At 37.5% G+C, this 26,023-nt stretch carries 26 protein-coding genes and 3 tRNA genes; 9 read left to right on the top strand and 20 right to left on the bottom strand.

Going from position 1 to position 26,023, the window contains the following annotated elements; all coding sequences use genetic code 11:
* The first annotated feature begins 26 nt into the window (after positions 1-26).
* Positions 27-530: a helix-turn-helix domain-containing protein gene (locus IPH66_06515; protein ID MBK7129003.1), complete on the top strand. Its 504-nt coding sequence runs from the start codon at positions 27-29 to the stop codon at positions 528-530.
* 66 nt (positions 531-596) lie between these two features.
* Entirely contained in the window at positions 597-1,076 is a 480-nt protein-coding gene (locus IPH66_06510) for a transposase (GenBank protein MBK7129002.1), read from the top strand.
* A 32-nt stretch (positions 1,077-1,108) separates the two neighbouring features.
* Here the strand turns inward: IPH66_06510 and IPH66_06505 are convergent, their stop codons facing one another.
* The 9 genes from IPH66_06505 to sucC all read right to left on the bottom strand — a co-directional run bounded on the left by IPH66_06505 (position 1,109) and on the right by sucC (position 8,295).
* Positions 1,109-1,336, bottom strand: a complete 228-nt coding sequence (locus IPH66_06505) for a hypothetical protein (protein ID MBK7129001.1) — start codon at positions 1,334-1,336, stop codon at positions 1,109-1,111.
* 248 nt (positions 1,337-1,584) lie between these two features.
* The gene (locus IPH66_06500) at positions 1,585-2,649 is read right to left on the bottom strand and encodes a DUF1016 family protein (protein MBK7129000.1); all 1,065 of its coding nucleotides are present in this window, start codon (positions 2,647-2,649) and stop codon (positions 1,585-1,587) included.
* Between the two features lie 1,497 nt (positions 2,650-4,146).
* Positions 4,147-4,220: transfer RNA gene (locus IPH66_06495), tRNA-Arg, on the bottom strand.
* A 40-nt stretch (positions 4,221-4,260) separates the two neighbouring features.
* A tRNA-Pro gene (locus IPH66_06490) sits at positions 4,261-4,335 on the bottom strand.
* 100 nt (positions 4,336-4,435) lie between these two features.
* Positions 4,436-4,520, bottom strand: a tRNA-Ser gene (locus IPH66_06485).
* Positions 4,521-4,599: 79 nt separating this feature from the next.
* Positions 4,600-5,583: a LacI family DNA-binding transcriptional regulator gene (locus tag IPH66_06480; GenBank protein MBK7128999.1), complete on the bottom strand. Its 984-nt coding sequence runs from the start codon at positions 5,581-5,583 to the stop codon at positions 4,600-4,602.
* Positions 5,584-5,648: 65 nt separating this feature from the next.
* Positions 5,649-6,236, bottom strand: coding sequence for a hypothetical protein (locus IPH66_06475; protein MBK7128998.1), 588 nt, complete (start codon positions 6,234-6,236; stop codon positions 5,649-5,651).
* Positions 6,236-7,012: a type I methionyl aminopeptidase gene (gene map, locus IPH66_06470; protein MBK7128997.1), complete on the bottom strand. Its 777-nt coding sequence runs from the start codon at positions 7,010-7,012 to the stop codon at positions 6,236-6,238. The genes IPH66_06475 and map overlap by 1 nt, the downstream gene beginning before the upstream one ends.
* A 71-nt stretch (positions 7,013-7,083) precedes the next feature.
* Entirely contained in the window at positions 7,084-8,295 is a 1,212-nt protein-coding gene (gene sucC, locus IPH66_06465; protein MBK7128996.1) for an ADP-forming succinate--CoA ligase subunit beta, read from the bottom strand.
* Between the two features lie 119 nt (positions 8,296-8,414).
* Between sucC and IPH66_06460 the strand changes: the two genes are divergently transcribed.
* On the top strand, positions 8,415-8,720 hold the full coding sequence (locus IPH66_06460) for a hypothetical protein (GenBank protein MBK7128995.1): 306 nt from the start codon (positions 8,415-8,417) through the stop codon (positions 8,718-8,720).
* Complete coding sequence (locus IPH66_06455; protein MBK7128994.1) at positions 8,717-9,490, top strand: hypothetical protein; 774 nt, start codon at positions 8,717-8,719, stop codon at positions 9,488-9,490. The genes IPH66_06460 and IPH66_06455 overlap by 4 nt, the downstream gene beginning before the upstream one ends.
* Before the next feature lie 170 nt (positions 9,491-9,660).
* Here IPH66_06455 and IPH66_06450 read toward each other — a convergent pair whose 3' ends face one another.
* The 3 genes from IPH66_06450 to IPH66_06440 all read right to left on the bottom strand — a co-directional run bounded on the left by IPH66_06450 (position 9,661) and on the right by IPH66_06440 (position 11,127).
* Positions 9,661-10,005: a hypothetical protein gene (locus tag IPH66_06450; protein MBK7128993.1), complete on the bottom strand. Its 345-nt coding sequence runs from the start codon at positions 10,003-10,005 to the stop codon at positions 9,661-9,663.
* A gap of 115 nt (positions 10,006-10,120) precedes the next feature.
* A complete protein-coding gene (locus tag IPH66_06445) occupies positions 10,121-10,696 on the bottom strand; it encodes a methyltransferase domain-containing protein (GenBank protein MBK7128992.1) in 576 nt (191 codons plus the stop codon).
* 26 nt (positions 10,697-10,722) lie between these two features.
* Positions 10,723-11,127, bottom strand: a complete 405-nt coding sequence (locus tag IPH66_06440; GenBank protein ID MBK7128991.1) for a DUF393 domain-containing protein — start codon at positions 11,125-11,127, stop codon at positions 10,723-10,725.
* An 82-nt stretch (positions 11,128-11,209) separates the two neighbouring features.
* On the opposite strand from IPH66_06440, the gene elbB reads away from it, so the two are divergent.
* Positions 11,210-11,890 carry an isoprenoid biosynthesis glyoxalase ElbB gene (gene elbB, locus IPH66_06435; GenBank protein ID MBK7128990.1) on the top strand — a complete coding sequence of 227 codons (681 nt, stop codon included), beginning with the start codon at positions 11,210-11,212 and terminating at the stop codon, positions 11,888-11,890.
* A 123-nt stretch (positions 11,891-12,013) separates the two neighbouring features.
* On the opposite strand, the gene IPH66_06430 is transcribed toward elbB, so the two are convergent.
* On the bottom strand, positions 12,014-13,357 hold the full coding sequence (locus IPH66_06430; GenBank protein MBK7128989.1) for an rRNA cytosine-C5-methyltransferase: 1,344 nt from the start codon (positions 13,355-13,357) through the stop codon (positions 12,014-12,016).
* Positions 13,358-13,470: 113 nt separating this feature from the next.
* Between IPH66_06430 and IPH66_06425 the strand changes: the two genes are divergently transcribed.
* The 3 genes from IPH66_06425 (at position 13,471) to IPH66_06415 (ending at position 16,398) form a co-directional block, all read left to right on the top strand.
* Positions 13,471-14,247, top strand: coding sequence for a methyltransferase domain-containing protein (locus tag IPH66_06425; protein ID MBK7128988.1), 777 nt, complete (start codon positions 13,471-13,473; stop codon positions 14,245-14,247).
* 193 nt (positions 14,248-14,440) lie between these two features.
* On the top strand, positions 14,441-14,923 hold the full coding sequence (locus IPH66_06420; GenBank protein ID MBK7128987.1) for a hypothetical protein: 483 nt from the start codon (positions 14,441-14,443) through the stop codon (positions 14,921-14,923).
* Positions 14,920-16,398 (top strand): T9SS type A sorting domain-containing protein, encoded by a 1,479-nt coding sequence (locus tag IPH66_06415; protein ID MBK7128986.1) that lies wholly within the window; start codon positions 14,920-14,922, stop codon positions 16,396-16,398. The genes IPH66_06420 and IPH66_06415 overlap by 4 nt, the downstream gene beginning before the upstream one ends.
* Here the strand turns inward: IPH66_06415 and IPH66_06410 are convergent, their stop codons facing one another.
* On the bottom strand, positions 16,399-17,829 hold the full coding sequence (locus IPH66_06410; GenBank protein ID MBK7128985.1) for a hypothetical protein: 1,431 nt from the start codon (positions 17,827-17,829) through the stop codon (positions 16,399-16,401).
* A gap of 184 nt (positions 17,830-18,013) precedes the next feature.
* Here IPH66_06410 and IPH66_06405 point away from each other — a divergent pair, with 184 nt between their 5' ends.
* Entirely contained in the window at positions 18,014-18,193 is a 180-nt protein-coding gene (locus tag IPH66_06405) for a hypothetical protein (GenBank protein MBK7128984.1), read from the top strand.
* A 266-nt stretch (positions 18,194-18,459) separates the two neighbouring features.
* Here the strand turns inward: IPH66_06405 and IPH66_06400 are convergent, their stop codons facing one another.
* From IPH66_06400 to IPH66_06375, 6 genes are all read right to left on the bottom strand, one after another.
* Complete coding sequence (locus tag IPH66_06400; GenBank protein ID MBK7128983.1) at positions 18,460-18,756, bottom strand: type II toxin-antitoxin system RelE/ParE family toxin; 297 nt, start codon at positions 18,754-18,756, stop codon at positions 18,460-18,462.
* Positions 18,757-18,999 carry a type II toxin-antitoxin system ParD family antitoxin gene (locus IPH66_06395; GenBank protein ID MBK7128982.1) on the bottom strand — a complete coding sequence of 81 codons (243 nt, stop codon included), beginning with the start codon at positions 18,997-18,999 and terminating at the stop codon, positions 18,757-18,759.
* 169 nt (positions 19,000-19,168) lie between these two features.
* Entirely contained in the window at positions 19,169-20,758 is a 1,590-nt protein-coding gene (locus IPH66_06390) for a caspase family protein (GenBank protein ID MBK7128981.1), read from the bottom strand.
* A 163-nt stretch (positions 20,759-20,921) separates the two neighbouring features.
* Positions 20,922-23,090, bottom strand: coding sequence for a tetratricopeptide repeat protein (locus tag IPH66_06385; protein ID MBK7128980.1), 2,169 nt, complete (start codon positions 23,088-23,090; stop codon positions 20,922-20,924).
* A 138-nt stretch (positions 23,091-23,228) separates the two neighbouring features.
* Entirely contained in the window at positions 23,229-24,521 is a 1,293-nt protein-coding gene (locus tag IPH66_06380; GenBank protein ID MBK7128979.1) for an HlyC/CorC family transporter, read from the bottom strand.
* A gap of 122 nt (positions 24,522-24,643) precedes the next feature.
* The gene (locus IPH66_06375; protein MBK7128978.1) at positions 24,644-26,023 is read right to left on the bottom strand and encodes a WG repeat-containing protein; all 1,380 of its coding nucleotides are present in this window, start codon (positions 26,021-26,023) and stop codon (positions 24,644-24,646) included.

Raw genomic sequence — 26,023 nt, 5'->3', positions numbered from 1 at the left:
ATGTATATATGCTATATATTTGAGGTATGGCAAATGCACTCTCTATTACGGTGAAAGAATCGCTTAAGGACTTAAGAAGTCTCTTAAAAAAATCTGCAGACCACCACGGTCCGAAAATAAAAATGCTTATTGAGATCAAGCGTTCTGATCGAGCATTAGGCAAGAATGAATTAGCGGAACTGATAGGTGTAAATCACAACAGTATTCAGACATGGCGGACTAAATATCAAAAGGGCGGTATATCCGAATTATTAAAGGATGGTAGAATTGGATTTAAGCCCTCCATAATAAGTAAGTCTGTGCATAAGAAAATTAAATTGAAGCTTTGTTCAGAGGATGCCGCATTTTCAAGCTACAAACAATTACATGCGTGGGTGGAAAATAATTTTATTAAAGGAGTTAATTACAACAGCTTGCGTCATTATGTTAAAAGGCACTTTGGCGCATCGTTAAAAGTACCCCGCAAGAGTCATATTAAAAGGATAAAGAAGCGGTTGCTACTTTTAAAAAAACTTCAAACGAATCTGTAAAGACAAAGTAAAAACCACTATTGGGATGCTATAAAAGCATTAATATTTATTGCAGGATGAGAGTCGATTTGGACTACTCACAAGAACAGGGCGGGTTCTAACAGCAAAGGGGTAAAACCCGTTTGTACTTATCAACACAAATTCGAAAACACATACCTATATGGAGCATTCTCACCAATAAATGGAGATAGCTTTTGTTGGAACTGCCTTATTGTAATACAGATTGCTTTCAATATTTTATTCAAGAAATTATCAAAGCAGAATCCAAAAGAACTTAAACTAATCGTGCTTGACAATGGAGCCTTCCATAAGGCAAAGAAACTAATCATACCCGAGAATATCATTTTAATTTTTCTGCCGCCTTATAGTCCAGAACTAAACCCCGCCGAGAAAATTTGGTGGCAACTCAAACAAGAGTTCGTTTGCAAATCCTTTAATACCATCGATCAATTGGGCAAACACTTAGCCAAGGTTGTGAGGAGAATAATTACAACAAAAACAGTAAAGAAAATTTGTTCCTTCAAATATTTATTATGCTCTTTTTAGACTAAATTATATTGGCTAATGGTATAATTAGCTCAATGTATTGCGCCGTCTTTTGTAAACATAGATTCCATCGGGTGTACAAGGTTAATGGCGTCTCTTTTTTTCAGCTTGTCTGTCTGCACGTACTTTTGTGTGGTAGTTGGCCACCGGTGACCTGCCATCAATTGCACGTCTGACAAGGGAATGCGGTAATAATTTAGCCAGTTTGCAATCACACTGCTGCGTATGGTTTGTGCATTTACTCGTTTCCCTGGAAGCATAGAATCAAAAACTGATAAAGAATGCCTATTTTTCGTTCTATATTTTCTTTTCGCATGATTTGATGTGACCTTGAAAAACCGATTACATTCAAATTAATTTCAGCATCTATTCATCGTATGTGTGAGCAATCATCAAAATTTCATGCAATTATTTTCTGCAGAAATATTTTCATTTCATTCGGGTATGGAGAGAAAAATTCGTTCTCTCCTTATCCGCCGTTCAAGGTGAAAGAACCTGTCTTGATATTTTATTTTCTTGCGGATTTTAGTCTGAGATATTTTTCTGTTTCTGCCAGTTCACGTTCACGTTTAATTTCTTGTTGAAGTTGTTTTTCTGATGGTAAATAAGTTTTGTAACGAGATGCAAAAATTTGTTTACTCTCATTGAGAAGACTATATTTTACCACGGTTTTATTTTTTTCTGTACATAAGATCAGACCAATGGTTGGGTTGTCGTCGTTTTGTTTTACCTTGTCTTCAAAATAGCGAACGTACATATCCATTTGACCGATGTCCTGATGTGTAAGTTCGCCTGTTTTTAAATCAATTACTAAAAAACATTTCAGTATATAATTGTAGAAAACCAAATCAGCATAGAAATGTTTTCCCGGTCCGGCGGTCAGCCGATATTGTCGTGCAACAAAACAAAATCCTTTACCAAGTTCCAGTAAAAATTCTTGTAACTTATCAATGATAGATTGTTCCAGCTCCTGTTCGTAAAAAGCAGCATTTGGTTTCAAATTCAGAAAATCCAGTACGTACGGGTCTTTAATGATGTCTGATGGACGCATCACTTGAGTTTTACTGTCCGCCTCCTTTTTCACCAGGGCTTTTGCTTTTTTAGCTGGAGTCATTATCATGCGATCAAAATACAGGCTGTTCACCTGTCTTTCAAGAGTTCGTGTACTCCAATTTGCATCAATGCATTCATTCATGTAGAAGGTTCTTGCATCTTCAGTTTCTACCTTTAAAAGAAGCCGGTAATGGGTCCAGGATAATTCTGAACGCAGTGCGTTCACTTTTGGCCAGCACAAATAAAACTGTTTCATGTACCACAAATTTCGGTCGTTAAAACCTTTACCGAATTCAACACTCAACCTTAAAGCAAGTTTTTTTATTAGTTCATCACCGTAATCCGCTCGCTTTTTTCCCTTCTGCTCTTCAACAACTATGAGTTTTCCAATTTGCCAATAGGCTTGAACCATTGCAAAGTTTGCAGCCCGATAGACATTGCCTCTTGCCTGATCAATTATTTGTTTAACTGATTTATACAACTTGTCCACTGGTGTTGTCGGTGATTTTTTATTAGTCATGAATTTATTTTTTTTGACATTTAACGAGATGAACATTGGTCATGTTAAAATAACTGAATGCACCTTTTTAGCAATCAAAGATAAACCCAAGTGAATACAGATGAACCCGTTATGAAATAAATTTCTGGAGACGATGCCGGATGTTGTGGGGCAGTTTAGTAAGTATCGAAAAAACCACCACTCAAAATTTCACCAGTATTTATAAAAGCTTGCGGCATGTTTTGGTTTTTTCAGATAGTGCAAGGTAGGGAAATTTTGGGTACTTTGAAAAGGCAATTAACTTCAAAAATTATTGATGCGTTTGGATGAATATTTGATGGATTTGGGGTTGGAGAAGGATGCCTGCCTGTCTGTTATTAGAATTTATTTATTTCAGCCATGCAGACAGGCAGGGAACCAAAGACCTAGGGCGCAAAAAAGTGAAAATCCCAAAAAACAAAAAAGCCCTTCTTTCGAAAGGCTTGATTTTACTGGTGATCCCGTTTGGATTCGAACCAAAGACCTTCCCGACGAAAAGTCGGGATGCTCTATCCGCTTCGACAAAAAAAAGAGCGAGATTGCTCTCACTCTACTTTGTGATCCCGTTTGGATTCGAACCAAAGACCTTCCCGACGAAAAGTCGGGATGCTCTATCCGCTTCGACAAAAAAAAGAGCGAGATTGCTCTCACTCTACTTTGTGATCCCGTTTGGATTCGAACCAAAGACCTTCCCGACGAAAAGTCGGGATGCTCTATCCGCTTCGACAAAAAAAAGAGCGAGATTGCTCTCACTCTTTTTTGTGTGATCCCGTTTGGATTCGAACCAAAGACCTTCCCGACGAAAAGTCGGGGATGCTCTATCCGCTTCGACAAAAAAAGAGCAAGATTGCTCTCACTCTTTTGTGTGATCCCGTTTGATTCGAACCAGAAAGACCTTCCTGACGAAAAGTCGGGATGCTCTATCCGCTTCGACAAAAAAAGAGCAAGATTGCTCTCACTTTTGGTGATCCCGTTTGGATTCGAACCAAAGACCTTCCCGACGAAAAGTCGGGATGCTCTATCCGCTTCGACAAAAAAAAAGAGCAAGATTGCTCTCACTCTTTCGTGTGATCCCGTTTGGATTCGAACCAAAGACCTTCCCGACGAAAAGTCGGGATGCTCTATCCGCTTCGACAAAAAAAAGAGCAAGATTGCTCTCACTCTTTCGTGTGATCCCGTTTGGATTCGAACCAAAGACCTTCCCGACGAAAAGTCGGGATGCTCTATCCGCTTCGACAAAAAAAAGAGCGAGATTGCTCTCACTCTACTTTGTGATCCCGTTTGGATTCGAACCAAAGACCTTCCCGACGAAAAGTCGGGATGCTCTATCCGCTTCGACAAAAAAAAAGAGCAAGATTGCTCTCACTCTTTTTTGTGTGATCCCGTTTGGATTCGAACCAAAGACCTTCCCGACGAAAAGTCGGGATGCTCTATCCGCTTCGACAAAAAAAAGAGCGAGATTGCTCTCACTCTACTTTGTGATCCCGTTTGGATTCGAACCAAAGACCTACTGCTTAGAAGGCAGTTGCTCTATCCAGCTGAGCTACGGGACCTAGTATTAAAAAAATAAAGGAGATGAAACTCATCTCCTTGTCGGGGTGGCAAGATTCGAACTTGCGACCTCCTGGTCCCAAACCAGGCGCGATAACCGGGCTACGCTACACCCCGAAGCCTTAAAGGCGGTGCAAAGATAATCAGAATTTATTCTCTGCAATATTTCAATTAATTTTATCAAATCTTTTTCTGATTTAATCTGATAAAACATCTGCGGAGAGACAGGGATTCGAACCCTGGCACCGGTTTCCCGGTGACAGTTTAGCAAACTGCTCCTTTAACCACTCAGGCACCTCTCCAATATTTGTATTCCGAAAAATACGGGCGCAAATATATAAATTTAACCTTAATTGCCCGAAAAGAATAGTAATTTTTTACTCAACGCTCAATCAATACAGTATCAAGAACCAATTGCTGTGGTTGATGCTCTTCTGCATGATCTAACCTGTGTATGAGCATAGAAACAGCTTTTTTCCCCATCTCTTCTAGGGGTTGTGCAATGGAAGAAATTTTTGGAGAAACGATATCAAAAACCTCAATATCATCAAAGCTGATAATACGTAATTTGAAAGAATCGTGTTGTGAAGATAGTTCTCTGAGTAATGCTTTGGCAACATTATTATTCACACAAAACACGCTATCATAATCCATGTTTTTCAATTCTGCCAGTGCAGTTGCAACTCCATCTTGAATATTGTCGTGAGGAATTTGAAATAATTTAGCATCTGTAGCATTTTTAAGCGCACCTAAATAACCCTGAATACGCTCAGCAATTGAACTGACATAAACTGGAGAAATAGTAAAGCAAACAGGTTTGGTACAACCTTTACTATACAAAAACTCAACGGCTTTTGCGGCACCTTTTTTATTTGCAACACTGATGCTGTCTACATTAAAATCATCAAAAACACGGTCAATCAATATGAGTGGAAAATCATTCATTCTTAGACTTTCAATTTCATTTTTGTCATCAAAAGAAGATGCAAGAATCAGCCCGTCAATATTCCGGTTAATTAAGTCACTGATTAATTTCTTTTCTTTTTGAGCATCTTCATAGGTGTTAGAAATGATGAGATTGTAACCGCGCGTGTAAGCCTCTTGCTCCATTGCTTTACACAATTTTGCGTAAAACAAATTGGAAATATCCGGCACAATTACACCTAAGGTATTAGTGCGTCCAATACGCAAACCACGTGCATATTGATTGGGAATGTAGTTTAACTCTTTTGCTTTGAGTTTAACCTTTTCCTGGGTATTACGATTAATACCACGTTCATCACCTTTGCCATTGAGTACAAGGGAAACCAATGCCTTGGATACACCCAAACTTTCGGCAATATCTTTCAAAGAAGCCTTCTTCATAGGGACTGTTTAATTCTACCTTGGGTGACACTAATATAACTAAATCTTTTAGAAATAACCACTTTCTAAATGAAATATTCAAACGATTCAAGTAAAACAAGACAAAGATATTGGTATGACATGACCCGTAAAATCTTGTCATTCAGCCCGGCATCAAGGTTTGAAGCAATGATATAGAGAATAAAAAATCCCTTAATAAAAATTTCTTGCACAAGGCTCAAACTGGTAAAAAGAAAACAAAAGCAAGCAAGAATCAAAATTAACTCTAGAAAAAAAATGAAAGGCTTTTGTAAAATCTTGTATTGATAAAAGACAGAAATGATGAGAAAAACAAAAAACACCAAAAAAGTAAGCCATGAAAAAAAAGTTGAACGTGAAATTTCAGCGAACGCACTTGAAACATCTCGCTCAATCCAAGACAAGATAAACTCGTCTGTTATAGCATAGGCAGTGAGAGCGAATAAATAAAAGATCAGCAACCACTTATTGCGCTGAGAAAAATTTAAGACAAGAAAAATCATTGCCAAAATGAGCAATATGGGTTTAGTAAGAATGAGCGGTGCAATGAGAGAGCCGGACTGAAAATAGGTAGTGAGTCCAAAAATTAAATACGTAAGAAAAACGATGACAACAATTCTAAGTTCGCGCTCCATTATTTTTCAGCCAGCACTGCATCTATGAATTCAAAAGTAGAAAGCACAACAGGTTTACCATCTACAACAGCCACATCATGCTCAAAATGTGCTGATGGCAAACCATCTGCTGTCAGAATGGTCCAGCCATCTTTAAGCTGTTTAATTTTTTCAGTTCCCATATTAATCATGGGCTCAATGGCAATGGTAAGACCGTTTTGAATTTTTTTACCCCACCCTCTTTTACCATAATTAGGCACCTGCGGATCTTCATGCATTTGTTTGCCTAAACCGTGTCCTACCAATTCACGAACTACACCGTAGCCATGTTTCTCAGCATGATTTTGTATTGCCCAGCCAATATCAGAAATGCGATTGCCGGTATGTGTTGCTTCAATTCCAATATCCAAACACTCACGCGTAACTTTGAGTAATTGTTTTACTTCAGGTTTCACCTCCCCTACTTCAAATGTAAAAGCGTGGTCACCGTAGTAACCATTCATTAACACCCCACAGTCAACTGAAACAATATCACCTGACTCAAAGGCTTTGTTAGAAGGAATGCCATGCACAACCTGAGCATTTGGAGAGATACACAAGGTATTTGGAAAATCGTACAAACCAAGAAAACCAGGTACTCCGCCGTGGTCACGAATATACTGTTCAGCCAGTTTATCTAATTGTTTACCGGTTATGCCGGGTTTCAATATTTTGGCAATTTCTCCAAGCGTACGGGACACTAGCTGCGCAGATAAGCGCATCAATTCAATTTCTTCTGCTGATTTATAAATGATCATCGGGCAAAGTTATAAAAAGAAAACCTGCCTGAAAATTCATTCGGGCAGGTTTTCTCAGTAAGACTTGTTCTTTATTTCAAAACTGTTTTTACCAAATCAGATGCTTCTTGCAGAAGTACTGCAGAGTGTACATTTAAGCCTGATGCATCAATCAATGCCTTTGCTTCAGCCGCATTAGTACCTTGCAATCTGACAATAATTGGAACAGGAATACTGCCCATGTTTTTATACGCATCAACAATACCTTGCGCTACACGGTCACAACGCACAATACCTCCAAAAATATTTACCAGAATGGCTTTCACATTCGGATCTTTCAAAATAATACGAAAAGCTTTTTCAACCCTTTCAGCATTGGCTGTTCCACCAACATCTAAAAAGTTAGCCGGGTTACCACCTGATAGTTTAATGATATCCATAGTTGCCATTGCAAGACCGGCACCATTCACCATGCAACCAACATTTCCATCTAGTTTTACATAGTTCAAACCGGCTTCACCTGCTTCAACTTCGGTTGGATCTTCTTCAGTTGTATCACGCATAGCAGCGTAGTCAGGATGACGATCAAGTGAATTATTATCCAATGACACTTTTGCATCTACCGCAATAATTCTATTGTCTGAAGTTTTTAATACCGGATTAATTTCAAACATAGAAGCATCACAGCCAACATACGCATTATACAGTGCAGTCACAAATTTTACCATTTGTTTAAACGCATCGCCGCTGAGACCCAAATTAAAAGCAATTTTACGAGATTGAAATCCTTGCAATCCAACACGTGGATCAACTTCTTCTTTATGTATCAAATGTGGAGTTTCTTCAGCAACCGCTTCAATATCCATACCACCTTCAGTTGAGTAAACGATAATATTGCGCTCTCTTTCACGATCTAACAAAACTGACATATAAAATTCTTTCGGCTCACTGGCACCAGGACCATACACATCTTCAGCCAATAAAATTTTGTTCACTTTTTTACCGTCTTTGCTGGTTTGTTTTGTAACAAGATGTCCGCCTAAAATTCCTTTTACTTTTTCTTCAACTTTATCAAGACCTTTTGCCAGAACCACCCCGTTAGAACCTGTTTCAGTGATTACACCTTTACCACGACCACCGGCGTGAATCTGTGCTTTTACTACAAACCACTCAGTACCGGTTTGTTTATTGAGTTCTTTTGCCTTGGCTACTGACTCTTCAACAGATTCTACAACAATGCCGCGTTGCACAGCCACTCCGTAGCTTTGCAGAATAGATTTTCCCTGATATTCGTGTAAGTTCATGTTTATTGAATTTTGACTGGTAAAATTAATCTTATTCACTAATAAAACAACCCGGGCTAAATTTTATTTACCCATTGAGTTGATAATTTTCCATAATTTTACCTCATAAATCTTTAGTAATGAAGAATCTATTTTTAATACTCATTTTATTAACCATGTATACCATGGGCTATTCACAATACAATGACACGCTATATTACAAATCAGGAAATGTTAAAGCAGTTACCGTGAGACAGCATGATGAAAAGTTCTTGCATTACGAATACCGAGGAAAAAATGGTAAACTGGTTGATAACAAAATTTCTCTCTCAAGTTTAAAATATTTTGTCATTTATGATGAGTATGGTAAACTGGTTTATAATTCAGCTAACCCAAAAAAGAAAGAAGAAAATTCAGAACCCGAATCAGCTCCACATCAAGAATGAATAAAACCCTTGTATTATTAGTTTCCCTTTTTTCTCAACTTGCAGGATATACTCAGGTTTATAATGACACCATGTTTTATAAATCAGGCATGCAAAGGGTGTGCGATATTAAATACTTTGATGACAAAAACGTGACCTACGTTTACACCACAAGCAAGGGTGCAACATCAGAAAACGCGGTTACAACAAAACAACTCAAACGCTATGTTGTATATGATCCAACCGGAGTTTTAGTGTTTGATTCTGCTTTAGAATCAGATTCTTCAAAGGCAATAACAGTGCAACCTGAAGAAGCTTATGTGCGCCCTGATTCTATGTTTGTTTCATCTCATTTACTATCCTTCAATCCTATTTCAGCTGTGATGCTTGGATTGAATGTGAGTTATACCTACCGATTTGGAAAAAACAAATTATTAGGCATTCACATACCGTTGCGTTTGGTGTCTCCACTAATTTCACAAGGAAATCTTGCATTCTATACCGGTATTGGTTTTACTGCATTTATTGTCAACAATGAAAAGTATTCAATGACCTTTGATGTAACACCATCAATTTACGGATTTCCGCTTGACAGTACAGCTCAATCCGCCTTCTCTGTTCCGTTTACCATTGGTTTTGTAAGATACTTCAAACCTCGCTTTGCCATTGATGGGCGTATTGGTTGCGGACCGGGATTCGCCAATGGTGAACTCTTGCCGTTTCCCTTACCGGCTGGCCATGTTGGACTATGTTTTATGCTTGGACCTAAACATCAAATTCAAGTAAGATAAATAAATTCAGCGTGAGGAACAGTGTGAGAGCGATAATTCAGCGTGAGGAACAGTGCGAGAGCGATAATTCAGAGCATCTCAAAAAATAAACAAAAACAACTCGTATAGAATCAGAAAAAAAATCTGCTCCTTGAAAGAAGCAGATCATAATTTTGAATTTATAAATCTAATCAGTTCATGATTTGTTTGTCCCAGGCAGCAATTAGCCTGTCACTTTCACGGATAAACTCATTGTATTCATAAAAACTTTCAGGTGACTCACCTTTTTTTGAAACTAATGCGGCGTATACACTTTGAATTAATCTGAGTATATCAGAATTAATCAAATACTTAGATGTTTCAGGATGCGCATGAAAATTATCATACACAGATCTGATGCTATCCATTTTTACTTTTTCAGTGCGTGAAGGACTTGCTTTCTTAGTCAATGATGAATACAAAGGAAGAAGAACCCTGCTCATGCGCACAAACCGCTGCATCAGGTGGACAGCCGCTACTTTTTCTCCAAAAGTCATACTAACCTCCTTTCTTTATACTTATAACGTAATTTGTTTTCCAATAGTTGGCTGCATGAATCAGACCAAAATGGCAGCAACAAATTAACGCCTTGTCTTCAAACGGTTTATTTGCTTATGGAATGCGTGAAAAATTAATGAACACTTCACTTTCCTCTCGTGGTTTGATAGAATTATATGCAGTTTCAATCACGTTAATTTTAAAGAAAGGTTGAAATAATTTGAGATACTCATCAGTACTTCCGCCAAAAGGTGGTCCGCCTTCAAATGGACGGTTAAATAATACCCCAACTAATTTTCCACCGGGCAACAATAATTCATGACACTTCATCACGTATTCAGCACGCCTTGTAGGTTCAATTGCGCAGAAAAAAGTTTGTTCAAGAATCAAATCAAAACGATTACTCAAGGTAAAAAAATCAACATGAAAAATATGATCAGCCGGAAAACCAGGGTATCTTTTTCTGAATGATTCAACTGCATGTTCTGAAATTTCTGCAATATAGGTATTGGTAAATCCTTGCTTCCAGAGATATTCTGCCTCGTATGCATTTCCGCAACCCGGAATTAAAATTTTCAGATTTTTATTTTGCAATTGATCAATGTATTCTTTCAAAGGAGTTGAGATATCACCAACATCCCAACCGGTTTGATTTTCAGTCCATCGTTTGTCCCAATATTCTTTTTGCATGGTTAATTTTTTTTTGTTAAGACAGATCATTCGTTTATAAAATACTTTTTTTCGTCGGCATCAGGCACAACACAATATCCTTTGCGCAAGCGATGCCTTCTCTTTGCAACCCAGTTATAAAAAGGGTCACGCAAAAAAACCGGCAGAAAATAAAACAGAAACATCCATTTAAATTTCCAGTTTAATCCTCTGCAAATTTGCAAGGCAGCTGCTGATTTTTGATAAAGATGTTCATCTTTCAGAAAATAAATGGTATCCATTGTCACAGATACTTTTTTTTGGCTGAGTAGTTCAACGGCTTTTGGGCTTTGTAAGGGAATAAAATAGAATTCCGTTTTCCTATTTTTAAGAATAAGTTGAACAGATGAATTGCAGAAGCCACAGTCTCCATCATAAAAGACAAGTTGTTTATATGAATAACGTTCTGTCAATTGAATTGTCTAAATTTAGCTTCTCAAAATTACACATTACCACCATGATTTTGGAATGTGTCACTTTAAAAATTGGTAAAAAATGAAGATAGGAATTTTACTTTCAGGTTGCGGCGTTTATGACGGAGCAGAAATACAAGAGACCGTATTGGCCATGCTAGCGATCAAAGAGTCAGGACATGACTACGTATGCATTAGCCTTGATAAACCTCAGCATCATGTTGTGAATCATTTAGACGGAAGCGAGATGCCTGAAAGCCGTAATATGCTTACAGAAGCTGCACGCATTGCGCGCGGAGACATAAAAAACATTACCCAAGTTGACCCTGCTGATATTGATGCACTCGTCATTCCCGGAGGATTTGGTTCAGCAAAAAATTTCACCAAATGGGCATTCGCCGGTCCTGATGGTGACATTCTTCCCGAAGTAAAACTCCTCTTGGTCAACCTGAATAATGTAGGTAAACCTATTTGCGCGTTGTGTGTTAGTCCGGTTGTTGTTGCTAAAGCACTACAAGGCTCATCAGTACACGCTAATATGACCTTAGGATCAGATAAAGAACCTTCACCTTATGACATACCCGGCTTCAGTGCAGGCCTTGAAAAAACCGGTGCAACAACAGCCATGAAAACTGTGCGTGAAGTTTTGGTGGATAGCAAAAACAAAATTGTCACTGCTCCTTGCTACATGATGGATGCAAGCATTATAGAAATCAGAAATAATATCAAAGCAGCCATAGCAGAAATGATCATGCTGGTTTAATTGGCGCTCTGTGAATATTTTTTTCTAGGCGCAGATCGCGGTTTTTTTGTAGGCGCAGATCGCGGTTTTTTTGTAGGCGCAGGTCGCGACCTGCGCCTACAAAAAAAATCGGACCGCGTTTTCTTATTCGACTCTACTTAAAATTCGCCAGTTTTTAGGGTAGAGATTATTACTTCGGTTACCCAAATTTTTAATAAAACCAAGCGGTTGATTTTTATATGAAACCAATTCAAATCCCTTTTCTGAATGGGATGATATTACTGCTTCTTTTTGAAGATAACGCAAAGCATCTTCTTTAGTTAAATCAGTGATTCTGAAAGATTCTTTTGATAACGATGTTGATAATGCCAGTGCGGTATCCGGAACAAAATCATGTCCCTTGATTTCACCCATACACAGCCCGGGATTAATTACATGGAGCCTTTGTACACAATCAGAAATAAAGGCATGATGACTTTTATGAATAGCAAAAAATTGATTTTTAAATTCAATCAGCAAAAAATTGTCAGCATCTTTCAAATAATGCTGCCAGTCAAATTTTGCACTTGCTGCTTTCATCAATTGAACTTTTTGTCTTGATGATTCTTCACTTTTTTTCTGTATCACAGACATAAAAAAACCTTCACTGCGCGTGCGATGGGGCATCATTCGGTAACCAAAAACCTCATCATGTTTTGACTCAAGAACATTCCATTGTTCAGGTAGATTCACTTTCAAAGAAACTCCATCAACATTTGCCAAAAAATTCTGAATATTATATTCATTCTCCTGCACATTATAGGTGCAAGTTGAATAAATGAGCAAGCCATCTTCCTTCAATGACGGCCAAACATCTTCAAGAATTCTATTCTGCCTTGCAGCGCAATGGTTCACGTTTTGTTCACTCCATTCTGAAACGGCATGCGCATGTTTTCTAAACATACCTTCCCCTGAGCAGGGCGCATCAACCAAAATGATATCAAACTGACCTTTGAAAGATGAAAAAGCAGAAGGATCATTTTGCGTAATCAAAAAATTTGATGATCCCCACCGCACTAAATTTTGTTCCAAAGCCTGAATTCTTGAGTGAATTACTTCATTACTCACCAACAAACTATCATCAGAGATTAACGATAGCACATGCGTTGATTTCCCTCCGGGCGATGCGCACAAGTCAAGTACCTTGATAGGTTCAGATAAGTTCACATGTTGTTTCAGCGCCTGTTCAATCAACATGCTGCCCGCCTCTTGCACATAATAAGCACCTGCGTGAAAATCAGGATCAAAAATAAATTTGGGGCGCTGAGTTAAATAAAATCCATTCACACACCAAGGCACCTGTTGGTCAATTTGTAAATCAGAAATTTTATTTGAATTAAGCCGCACACTCACCGGAATTTCTTGCTGAATAGCGTCTGTAAATAGATTCACCTCAGCCTCAGATAAAACAGATGACAAGGATTTAAGAAAAGACTCAGGCAATTGCATAAACAAAATTAGTTATTATCAGAATTGATTCAACAGATGATTTTGAAGATGATGCAAATGGTCAGCATCTGCTCAATAAACTGAGATAAGATATTTTGTATCTTTGCCAACGCATGAAAAAGCTGTACAAGTTTTTACTCAATAAATTACCTCGTCCGTTATTGATACGACTGAGCTACGTATTTCGCCTGTTTGCTCCGCTACTTTACAAAGGCGACAAAGTGGAGTGTCCGGTGTGTGAGCGCAAATTTAGAAAATTTTTATCCTATGGTTCTGACGTGGCACATCGTGAAAATGTACTTTGTCCCTATGATTTAACATTAGAGCGTCACCGGGTAATGTGGCTTTACCTGAAACAAAAAACAGATTTTTTTACCCAACCCGGATTAGCTGTCATGCACATTGCGCCTGAGCAATGCTTTCATAAAAAATTTAAAAAGCAAAAAAATCTCAACTATACAACCGGAGATTTAGTTTCACCCATTGCAGACTTGCATTTTGATTTGCACAACATTCCGCTTCAAGACAATCAATACGATGTCATTTTCTGTAACCACGTGATGGAACATGTGAAGGATGATCTTCAATGCATGAAAGAATTGTATCGTATACTCAAACCGGGCGGATGGGGCATTATGCAAGTTCCTATTGACGCTACCCGAAATGAAACTTACGAAGACTGGAGCATCACATCACCTGAAGAACGTGAAAAACATTTCTGGCAAAAAGATCACGTAAGACTTTATGGCTTGAACTATCCAAAACGTCTTGCAGAGGCTGGTTTTCAAGTTGAAGTGGTTGACTTCAGCAAAGAAATTCCATCGGCGCAATTTGAAAAGTTTCGTATTCCTAAAGAGGAACTTTTGTACGTGGTTAGAAAGAGTGCTTAGGATTCTTTCTTGAATACAGAATAAGGACTAGAGGCACAAGATGCCTTTCGTTTTTCAAGCACAACAGCTATCTCATGTCAATCTAATTTTAATTATCCGAGATGCACTTGTTCAAAATAGAACGATTCACTATCACCTATGCTCATTGCTTCTATATTTGGAAAAACTTACTCGGTAAATGAACCTCATGCGTATGAAAAAACTTAGTACTCTATTATTTTTGATTGGATTTTTAAATTGGTGTTTTGGACAATCTTACGGAGATTCACTCAGCATTAAACCCAGTGCTGTGGTAGACGCCGCAACACCATCTATTACCATCAACTGGCCTGCTGATGCCGATGCAACCAATTTTGTAATTTATCGCAAAGCGAAAGGAGCTACCAGCTGGGGAACCGCGCTGGCAACTTTACCCGGGAGTACTTCAACGTATACTGACTTAAGCGTGAGCATAAATACATTGTATGATTATAAAATTCAAATGACCTCAGGTGCAACACCGGATAAGTATGGTTACCTCTCTTCAGGCATTGAAGTTGTAGCCAATAGCAACCGCGGCATTGCCATTGTAGTTGTGGATGATGCGTATTTGGGAGACAGCGAATTTGAAAGTGCCTTATTTCAATTTACTGATGATTTAGATCGTGATGGTTGGTTTGTAAAAAGATTTTCGTGAATAATGCTGACAATGCGTCAACAGTAAAATCAGAAATTCAAACGGTCTATAATGAAGATCCTTCAAATACAAAAATGCTCATACTGGTTGGTAATGTTGCTGTTCCGCACTCAGGCAATTTAAATCCTGACGGGCATTCAGATCATCAAGGCGCTTGGCCAACTGATTTATTTTATGCAGACATGAATGGAAATTGGACTGATGCCAGCGTAAATAATACCACTTCATCCAATACGTTAAATCACAATATTCCCGGAGATGGAAATACAGATCAATCCTATCTGCCGTCAGATGTTGAATTGCAAACCGGGCGAATTGACTTATCTGATTTACCGGCATTTTCAATCAGTGAAAAAGATTTATTGATACGTTATTTTCAGAAAGACCATTTATACAAAACAGGACAACTCATTGTGGGCGAGCAAGCCTTGATTGATGATAATTTCACCTCGTATGCAGAAGGATTTTCACAAAGTGGATACAATAATTTTACAACGATGTTTGGTAATGCAAACGTTGTGATGAATGATTATTTTACACAAACCAGTTTTAATACCTCAACAACCGGCACCTATCTATGGTCTTATGGTTGCGGAGGAGGAACATACAACAGCGCCGGCGGAATTGGTTCTGCAACAAATTTTGCAGCAGATTCTCTCAGTGCAGTTTTTACTATGCTATTCGGATCTTATTTCGGTGATTGGGATTATTCCAACGCATTTTTGCGCGCACCCCTTGCACAAGGTTATACGCTAACAAATTGTTGGGCCGGTCGGCCGTGTTGGTATTTTAATCACATGTCCATGGGTGAAAATATTGGATACTCAACCCGTTTGTCTCAAAACAATTCGTCACTTTATTTTTCAAGTACCATTGGTGGACTTGCCCGCATGATCAGCATTAATTTAATGGGTGACCCATCATTGAGAATGTTCTATATACAACCTCCAGTCAACCTGACTGTAAATTCAACAGGCAATTCAGTTGCGCTAAATTGGACAGCAGGTGGCTCAGAAATTGGGTACAATATTTATCGCAGATATGCTGACTCAACCCAGTATGAAAAATTAAATTCAAGTCTGATTACCGCAACCAATTATACTGACAATTCACTTAATCAGGCAGGCACAGTGTATTATTATGTAAAGGCTGTTGAAATGAAAATAACGGCATCAGGCTCATACGAAAACGAATCTATTGGTGCTAAAGACAGTGCCATCAGTACGGTTTCAATTGTTGAAGAACATACGGTTGAACTTTTACTCTACCCTAACCCAACCTCAGCCTATCTGAGAATTGAAAATCAAGAAAATTTAATCGGGCTGAATTATACTATAACAGATCAAACAGGTAAAATTGTACTAAACGGAAAATTGAATAATCAAAGCATTGATGTGCGTACTCTACCTGCAGGAGTTTATGTGTTTACCTTGTCAGAAGCAGCATTGAAAGCTGTCTATTTTACGAAGATGTGATTATCCGCCAAACGACTTGTAAAACGAATTGCTTTCTTTTATTTTTTTTCGGGTTGACCTGATTTTGGCAAACTCTTTCTCAAAATTTCCTTCAAAATTGGACTTTAATTGAGCGTGTCCAAGTTCTTCCATGCAATATAAAAAGTAAAACAGAATATTTTTTCTGCCTAAAGCTTTTTCATCTACATGGCTATATAACAACCAATACAATTGTCCGGCAAAGGCATATTGTTCAAGATCAAATGCGGCATCAGCATACGCTACTAAATCTGAAATCAGTTTATCAGATTCAGAAAACAGGGATGATAATGACATGCGCAGATACATCTCATATCCATCATTGCTGTTGCCTGCGTGTGCACAATATGGGTATAGAGGATCTGCTCCATAGATTTCTGATTTATGGAGATTCCAGAAATATCCTACAGAATCCATTGAGTGAAGTGAAGATTCAGAATAATAGTACTCATAGTTCAGCCATGCGTTATAAGGGAAATCCACTTTCAATTTTTTATAATGTTCCACAGCTTCGGAATATTTTTTTTCATCATGAAATGCAATGCCCTTTTTCACTTCTGCAGCAATGGAATTGTCTAACACATTCAAATAATCATTTAGTGGGGAGTACAAAATTTTTGCAACTGAACCTTTACCTGAAAATAAATTGGTCACGAATAAAAACTTGCCGGCATAGTCAAACCGGCCTTCACGTATCAACAGACAAACTTTGACAAAAGGAATAACCATATTAAATCTTTCCATCTCCAAAGATGCCCTCCAATAGTTGAAATTTGCATCAGTCAGATCAAAAACACTTTTTGATAAATATTCTTTCTCAGTTAAAAATTCTCCTACTGATTTAACACCGGCAAATTTTTTGTCTACATCATGCGTAAAAAAGGCAAATAGAGGAAGGACATCTTCACTTACCCAACGAATCAATTCATCTCGCTGTTCAACCAAACTTAACTTTTTAAACTCTTTCAAATCTGCTTTGTTGGGAGAAAGCAATTCAGGCTCAAAGTCAATTTTTGAATTTTGACAACCACCATTAATCGTTGCCATACAAATAAATGAATATCTATAGCGGTCTGTTCTCAAATTCTTCAATTCAGACAGTTCTGTTTCAACAAATGCCAATAAAGAATCAGACTGTTTTGGGCGACTGGAAAATTCAATCCCCAGATCTTTATTATGACTTATCGTGAATTGACAATTCAACTGATAATCACCTTGCGTCTTTTCTAAGGTCTCAGTAAATTTGCTATTGATTTGCTTCACCGCTGCCAACAAATTATCTCGCTTCATGCAGCCATCTGCAATGATATCTTCATCTAATAGTTGTAAAATAACTTCAACTTTTGATTGACAGAATAAAACACTATTTGATATTGAAAAAGTAACTAATAGAAAAGCAAGTAGTAGGCGCATAGATATTAATTTGGATTTTAAGACAATAACATGATTGACGGGAAAGTTAATCAAATAATTGAAACCTGATAGTGAGGAATCTACATATCCTTCTCTCTATTTAATGAGGTTTATAGAATTTTTAATTTCACAATACAATATTTACACAACTGCGGCGTTTTACTATAAAAACCAAAATTTGCCTATGCAAAAAACTTACACCTTTGATTTTACAACTTCACCTAAAAACAAACAAAAAAAAGAAACCGGATTAAAAGCAGAAGTACTCAACAACATTCTGAACTTTTCACGGTCTCTTGAAGTTTTAAAAGCATCTGTTTCGGGAGCAACCGGAACACCAAATGTTGAGATTGTGTTAAACTAAAAAAAATCCCCCGCTCAAACTGAACGGGAGATTTTTATTATTGCTCAAATCTTATAAAGGACTACGCATAAAAGTAGTGGCGCAACCTTGATTAAAAGTACTGAACTTAAAAGTGCCCACTAAGCGGGACAAAAACTTTTTTGATATCCCGATAATTATCAGGGCTGTGTTTAAAATTTTTGTTGAACGCAAGCGATTAAAAAAAACAGAAAGTGAGAGGACTAAAAGCGCTATTACTTTTCAGCGCGAGGTGTTATGGGTGGTTATTACTTCAATCTACTTTTCAGGTCCATTCGCTCATGCAGAATTCTAGATATCTCAATTGATTTGTCAGTCATTTCCCGGTAAAAAATTATGTGCTTGTTTGTTTTCAATCCTTTTAATTCCGGATAGACTTCATAATATTCTTTTCCTTTAAATGGGTCTTTTGCAATTTCTGAACAAGCTTGAATAATTAATTGGTAATATTTTTCGGCTTGTTTTTCAGACCAAATCTTCTTTGTGTAGTCCCAAATTTCGGTAAGGTCTTTTACAGCACTGTTCGTGAATCTATATTTTGCCATTTACTTTTTTTTCTTTTTCAACATTTTTAAGTGTTGGTCCGGATCGAAGTCTTTGGCAAGTCCACTATTGATTCCTTGTTCAATTGCATTTCGAAGAGCAATAACTTTTCTTTCCTCTTCTTCCAACAATCTAAGTCCTGCTCGAACTATTTCGCTGGCGTTTTTATATCTGCCTTCTCTTAAGATACTCTGTATAAAGTCATCAAAGTAGTCTCCTAAAGTTATTGATGTATTCTTACTCATAATAAAGATTTTTGTAAAAATACCAAATATTGGTATTATTTCAAGTTCTATTCTGAGAAAATTTCTTGCATTTGAATCAATCCCACGAATCTTTTATTTTCAATGGTCGTATGGAATTCCGTATAAAATTTATAAATAACCGGTGGGTTAAAAGGTTAAATCTTATAGGTCATTTCATAAACTTATCGTACACCACGTGTTGCTCATCACATTCAGTACAGAGTTCAGATTTTTTCAAAGTACCATTTGCGGTGCCAGTCATTACATCTCCCCAATCAGGGAAATCATCCTGTTTGAATTTGCTTATTTCTTCACGTAAAGCACCAACGAAACTGCAGGTGAAAAAGCCGCCGTTGTTCATGGTGCACCATGAGTATTCTCCTTTGCTTGCACCGGCTGCAATGATATCTCCGTCAGAAACCAGGAACAGTTGTTTTAATTTTTCATAATCAGGATCAACGCTAGAACGAGAATTCATAAAGCTACTACCCACTGATCTTGAAAATCCGATATCACTATTACAGCAGTCACCTAATACAATATTTAAGCGTGCACCTTTTTTTACAATTTCATCAAATACCTGTTTCAAATTCATGGTTGCATTGTCATCTATAGATTGATATTCACTATAGCGCATGTCTAACTGCGGATATTTTTCAGTTTGGTTTGAGAAACGGTAACCATGACCTGAATACATGAAGATGACAATATCATTTGGCCCCGGAGCAAAGCTATACATGTAAGTTTCAACATTTTTTTTAGTGAAATTTTTATCTTGAATCACCATCTTATTCATCTCTATACCTAATACCTCAGAAATGCCTGTTACTTCACCTACCATATTATTCAAATCAACCAGGGTAGATGTTCCAATATCAGAAATGAGGGTGTTGGCAACAATAATCAAATGCAGTTTTGCGGGTTGGTTGCCGTAAGCTCCACCCGAATTAGTATTTGTGTTGGTATTTGTGTTGGTATTATCGTTTGTTGTGGTAGAAGTATTGCTACCCGTGTTTGATCCGTTAGAAACTAATGTACCTCCGTGGTTATTGCTGCTGTTGTTGTTACTGTTGTTGCTATTGCTACCATTGCTAAAAGAAGAATTTCCACTGCTGTTGTTTGAATTATTAGTAGAACCATTGCTGAAACTTGAGTTGTAGCCGTTACCATTGCCTGAACTATTTCCTGATCCGTTATTGAAACTTGAATTTGATCCGCTGTTATTTGAGTTGGAATTATTGTTTGAATCATTCGCCTGATCTTGACCGGCACTTAAGAGCACTTTATAATCTGCTTCATCCGTATAATAGAAAAATTGCAGGTACTCAGCATTCAGCCAGTTCATGTCAACCTCAACAAATTCAGGCTCAATAATATTTTCATATCGCTCAGCTTCCAAATCACTGTCAGAAATGATAAAAGGGCCAACCCACTCTTTGGTAGTTTCATCTTTGTACCAGAATAAGTGATCAGGATCCCATTCATCATCCGTTTGGTTTTGAACAAACTCTGATGATGTGGCAACCATGGTAATCACATCACCTGACTCATCAACTGAGTATTGATATTCTGAATGAACAACATTATACTCGTTATTTGCACTGTAATAACCGGTACGCATGTACACGTCATCTTCAGAAAAGAAAACCATGAAACCGAAATATTCTGTTCCTCCATTTGTCCAGCGGATATCGTAAAGATTTTGTGAACGCCCGGTAAGGCCAACAAGAATTAACGCGTAAAGTATTAATTTTTTCATAGGGATTAATGTATTGCTCAGCAAGCTGAAACTCTTTTCAGACACTAAATTAGAAAAAATCCAGGTCTCAGCCTAAAGAGTGTTCAAAATTTGTGTGTATCAAGTTGGTAAACAATTTTTAAGCCAAATTCTGAATGCTTGGTTTAAGTCCTGACAACACGCATCAAATGCGAATTCCGATGAAACAAATATCATCCACTTGTTCTAATTCACCTTTCCAAGATTCATAGCCATTGAGCAATGCTTTGTTTTGAATTAGCATAGCGTGTGATGCATGTGTAAAAAGAATTTCTTTGATTTGAGCGTATTTGAATTTTTTTCCTTTCGGCCCCCCAAATTGGTCAGCCAAACCATCACTAAAAAGATAGAGTTGATCATTTTTTTCAAGAGCGAAGCGAATCAGGTTAAAAGGTTTTGCTTTAGAGAACCTGCCAATGGGTTGTTTATCTGCTTTGAGTTCGTAAAAAGTAAGACCTTTTTCATCAATCAAAGCGGTTTCAATGCGCTCAGCTACGTTATCATTTCGCAATCCATGTCTTATCAAATACAAATTATTATTGGCTCCGGCGTACTGCAGCAAATTGGTTTTGGTATTCACATGAATGAGAGAAATATCCATACCATCCTTTACTTCACTTCCACTTTTATCAAAAGTTTCAATGACAAGATCACGGGTTTTGTTGAGCACCAAATCAGGTTGCTGCAAACCAAATTCTAGCACAGCCCTATTCATTGCATTGTGACAAACCACGCTCACCATGGCGCCCGGCACGCCATGTCCGGTGCAATCAGCCACTGCAAGTAAAATATCATCCCCTGTTTGATGATACCAGAAAAAATCTCCGCTCACCACATTTTTGGGTTGATACCATACAAAAGCATCTGAAAAAGAATTTGAAATCAAATCAGCCGGTGGCAAAATGGCTTGCTGAATTCGCTTAGCATAGGTAATACTGTCTGATATTTCTTTGTAAGTTTCTTCTAAAATATGGTGTTGCTTTTCAATTTTTTGTTTTTGATTTTCTACTTCATTTTTCTGCTGTTGTATCAATTCATTATCTCGTTGTTTTCTCCGGTAATTCCGCACTGAAATATATACCAGATATACCATGAGTACAAGACCAATAATTAACGAGTAACTAAGCATGCGCTCTTTACTAATCTCTGCATCTCGCTGGCTAATCTGCAAATCTTTTACGGCTTGCTCTTTTTGATGCTGCAAGGTTTTTTTCAAGGTTTCTTTTTCAAATTCGTAGCGCAGACTTTGAGACAACATAGCTCTTTCATTGTTGTCATTATAAATACTGTCACTCATTTGAACTTGAATCTCAAAATAAAAGAGTGCATTTTTATAATCATTTTTTCTTTTATAAATATTGGTTAGAGATGCTGCGGCATTTTGAATATCTATAGGAAAACCGAGTTCAGACGCAAGTTCAAAACTGCGCTTGGCATAGTCAAACGCTTTGTCAATATTATTTAGTGCAAAATAAACGCGTGAAATATTATTCAGAGAAAATGAAGCCCCGGTATATTCACCATTGATTATTCTAATATCATAGGCGCGGGTATAAAAATCAATTGCTTTTGCTTCATATCCTTCAGTAAAATAAACACCGGCAATATTGTCATACGCAATAGCCATGCTGCGCCTATCATCAAGTTCACGGGCAATGCGCAAACTTTTTTCAAAGCAATCAAGCGCTTCAAAAATTCGTCCTTTATCTTTATAAATAGTTCCAATATTATTTAGTGATACTGCAATCCCTTCTTGATCACCAATAATTTTTTTTAGTCGCAAACTTTCATTGTGATAATACATGGCTTTTGATGTATCACCTTGTGCACTGTACAAAACACCCAGATTATTGAAACTGCTGGCAGCTCCTTCTCTATCGCCAATTTGCTCATAAATGCGCAAGGCTTGATGGTAATAATTCAAGGCAACAGGTACGTTGCTGATATTATCTGCTATGTATCCCAAATTACTGATTGACCCGGCTAGCAGTGAAGCGTACTTTTTTGAAGTCAGTGGATTTCTTTCCAACTTCAAATGATATGACGCCTGATCATAAACCATTTGGTTGTACTGCGGCCATAAAAACTCTTCCCAGCATTGATCAACAATATGCTCCAATAAACTCAGCCTTGTTGTATCATCTTGGGCGTTGTGATAAAGCGTGAATGAAGTATCTAAAAGAGTTCTGGTTTCTTCTGAAATTGCTGTCAGATCTAATGAATCAACAAGGTAAAATGATTGATCACCAAAAGATTGAGCCCATAATTTTTGATTCAGCGCAGACAGGCTAATCACCAGAATACTGCTGATCAAAAAACTTTTAATCCTCGTTAAAAAAGGGTTCACTGCATTCACGTATTATTCGCTGATTACGCTAAAATAACCGAATTAAACGAATATCAGTTGAGATTCCTTGTTGATTGATACAAGATGACTATGACTAAACGCTGTTTAAGGCTGCATGTCAACCAGTTTGACTAATAAAATAGTGGTTCGGTTTTTTTTGAGAATGGTTATTTCATATCCATCTGCGGTGAATTTTTCATTCACAGCGGGTATACGTCCGCATTTGTCAATGATGTAACCGGCAAGCGTGTTATACTCGTCTTTCTTTTCAATATTTCGCGGTATTAAATCATTGATATCATCAATACTTGCAGAGGCAAGCACCTGAAATGTTTTGTCAGCAGTTTGCTCAACAAAAGGAATTTCATTGTCGGTTTCATCTTGTATTTCACCAACAAGCTCTTCCAAAATATCTTCCATGGTGACAATACCTAATGTACCACCATATTCATCAACCACCACGGCCATTTGCTGATGCTTTTGCTGAAACTCTTTCAACAAGGTTCCTATACGTTTGTTTTGTGGAATGATGATGATGGGTGTAATCATGCTTCGCAAATTCACCTTTCCTCCTTTTCGCATGGCAAGCAGAATATCTTTCAAATGCACAATACCCGTTACGTGATCCAAATTATCTTCAAAACAAGGAATGCGTGAAAAACGTTCATCAATAATTTTCTCCAGTATCTCTTCATTATAATCATTCAAATCAACAGCCACTACTTTTGTACGCGGCACCATCACTTCTTCAGCCGTGCGTTCTGAAAATTCAAAGGCATTTTTTATAATGTCGTAATCCGTTTCACCAATCTCACCACTCTCTTTACCCAGCTTAACCAGATATTTTAATTCGTCACTGCTGTGTACGTCATTTCCGTGACTTGATGTGATGCCAAGCATTTTAAGAATGAGATTTGCAATGCCATTCAATATCCAGATAAAGGGTCTGAAGATGATATAGAAAAATTGTAAAGGATAAGATAAAGCAAGGGTTGTTCCTTCAGAACGCTGAATTGCAATTGACTTAGGTGCCAGCTCACCAAACACAATATGCAATACCGTGATAATAGCAAAAGCAATAGGCAAAGCAATGGCGTGAGCGGTATCATGGCTCAGTTCCACATCAAACCAATGCATCACACTAATAATCATTTTAGAGACAACTGGTTCTCCAATCCAACCTAAAGCAAGACTTGCAAGCGTAATACCTAATTGCGTTGCTGCCAGATACCCGTCAAGATGAGTAACGATATGCTTGGATAAAACAGCGAAACGATTTCCGTTTTTAATGTGAACTTCAAGCTGAGATGCCCTCACTTTTACAATAGCGAATTCAGCCGCAACAAAAAAGCCATTCATGAAAACCAACAGAAGGGTAATGAAAATATCAAGTGCCATAGCGGCACAAAGTTACAATTTGTAGAGGATATCTTGAAAAAAGTGCTTAAATAGCTGATTGTAGAGACATCACAGTGATGTGCTTCGGTAACAAAAAACTTGAATTTGTAATAAACTACTCATCAATAAATTTTAGAGTTACCTAGGTGACCCCAAGCAAAATTTCCTTGCTCATTTTTCAAGTAAACAAAACCACCTGGTAACACTTGAATGCATGTGCATGAATTAGCAAAAACTGGTTTACCATCAAAATCATGAATACCTGATGCATTAGAACTTTTCCATGAAAAAACTTCAAATTCTGGTATTATTTCACATTGATTCAAATCAGACATAATTACCTCATTCTTGAGTATATTTACAATGGTCCTCCCGTTTCCGTTTTCATAAACTAATATTTCCTGAAATGCATTCACAAAACTATTATTTTCAAACGAAATTACTTCATTCGTAGCGCGCTTGACAACATGAATTCCATTACTGCTTGCAATATAAATATAATGATCATCAACATGAGCTATTTGGTAATAATATGCAGAAGATGAAAAACGAATAATTTCTCTTGATTGCGCAAAATCATAGACACATAAATTATTTTGACCACGGTGATAAGCTAAAAGTATTCCTGAGCTGTCAAAATCCTCCATCTTGCTGGCATGAATTGTTTGGATCAATCTGAAGTCATGATCAAACATATACAACGAGTCAAGCATATCTCCTGCAAAAGCATAACCTTGTTCAAATCCACGAGCGTAGCGAAAATGCTCCTTAAAAACGAAGTTACCCGTCTGATCAATAAAATTTTTTTCATCAGATTGCGGGATGGAATATTGAGCCACTTTTTCCCAGACCGGATCTATATATACCAAAGCATAATTATAATTAAATCCAGATACCGGTACAACAGTTTTATCAAGAATTATGTTACCATTTTTCCCCTCAATGAAAAATGTTCCACCCTTTACGTTCATTCCTTCATTTTCAATTTTCCCTTTTTCATTTATCAAAACAACATCAGACTGGGTTGAAGTAAAAATATTTCTTCCATTCTGCTGATTGACGACAGCTGTTGATGGATTAAGTATATCAACTTCAGGTTTTGTTTTTTGAACTTCAATGGTCAACAAATGAATGTACAAATAGTTTAACTTTTGATCTTCATCAAAACAAGCAAGCTTCACCCAACCGCTGGCGTCGTGAATAGTAGCATGATGTACACCTGAATAATTTTGAATTTTTGTAAACTCACGCACTTCATTACCTTGTTCATCTATGATACACCAATAACCACTGCGTTCATCCGTTGATTTATACACCAGGGCATGATGATTATAAAATGGAAACGCTGCACCATACAAATGATTAATTACCACTTGTCCGGTAGGATCACAAAATCCCCATTTATTATCCGTTTGACACGGGATTAGAAAATCTTGCGCTGAAACTACACCTGACAAGAGACACAACAGGTAAATGAGCAAACTATTTTTCATATTTTTCAT

The organism is Crocinitomicaceae bacterium, assembly GCA_016708105.1.
GTDB lineage: Bacteria > Bacteroidota > Bacteroidia > Flavobacteriales_D > Crocinitomicaceae > JADJGJ01.
The sequence above is the reverse complement of the archived record's forward strand: the minus strand, read 5'-3'. Positions and strand labels throughout refer to the sequence as shown.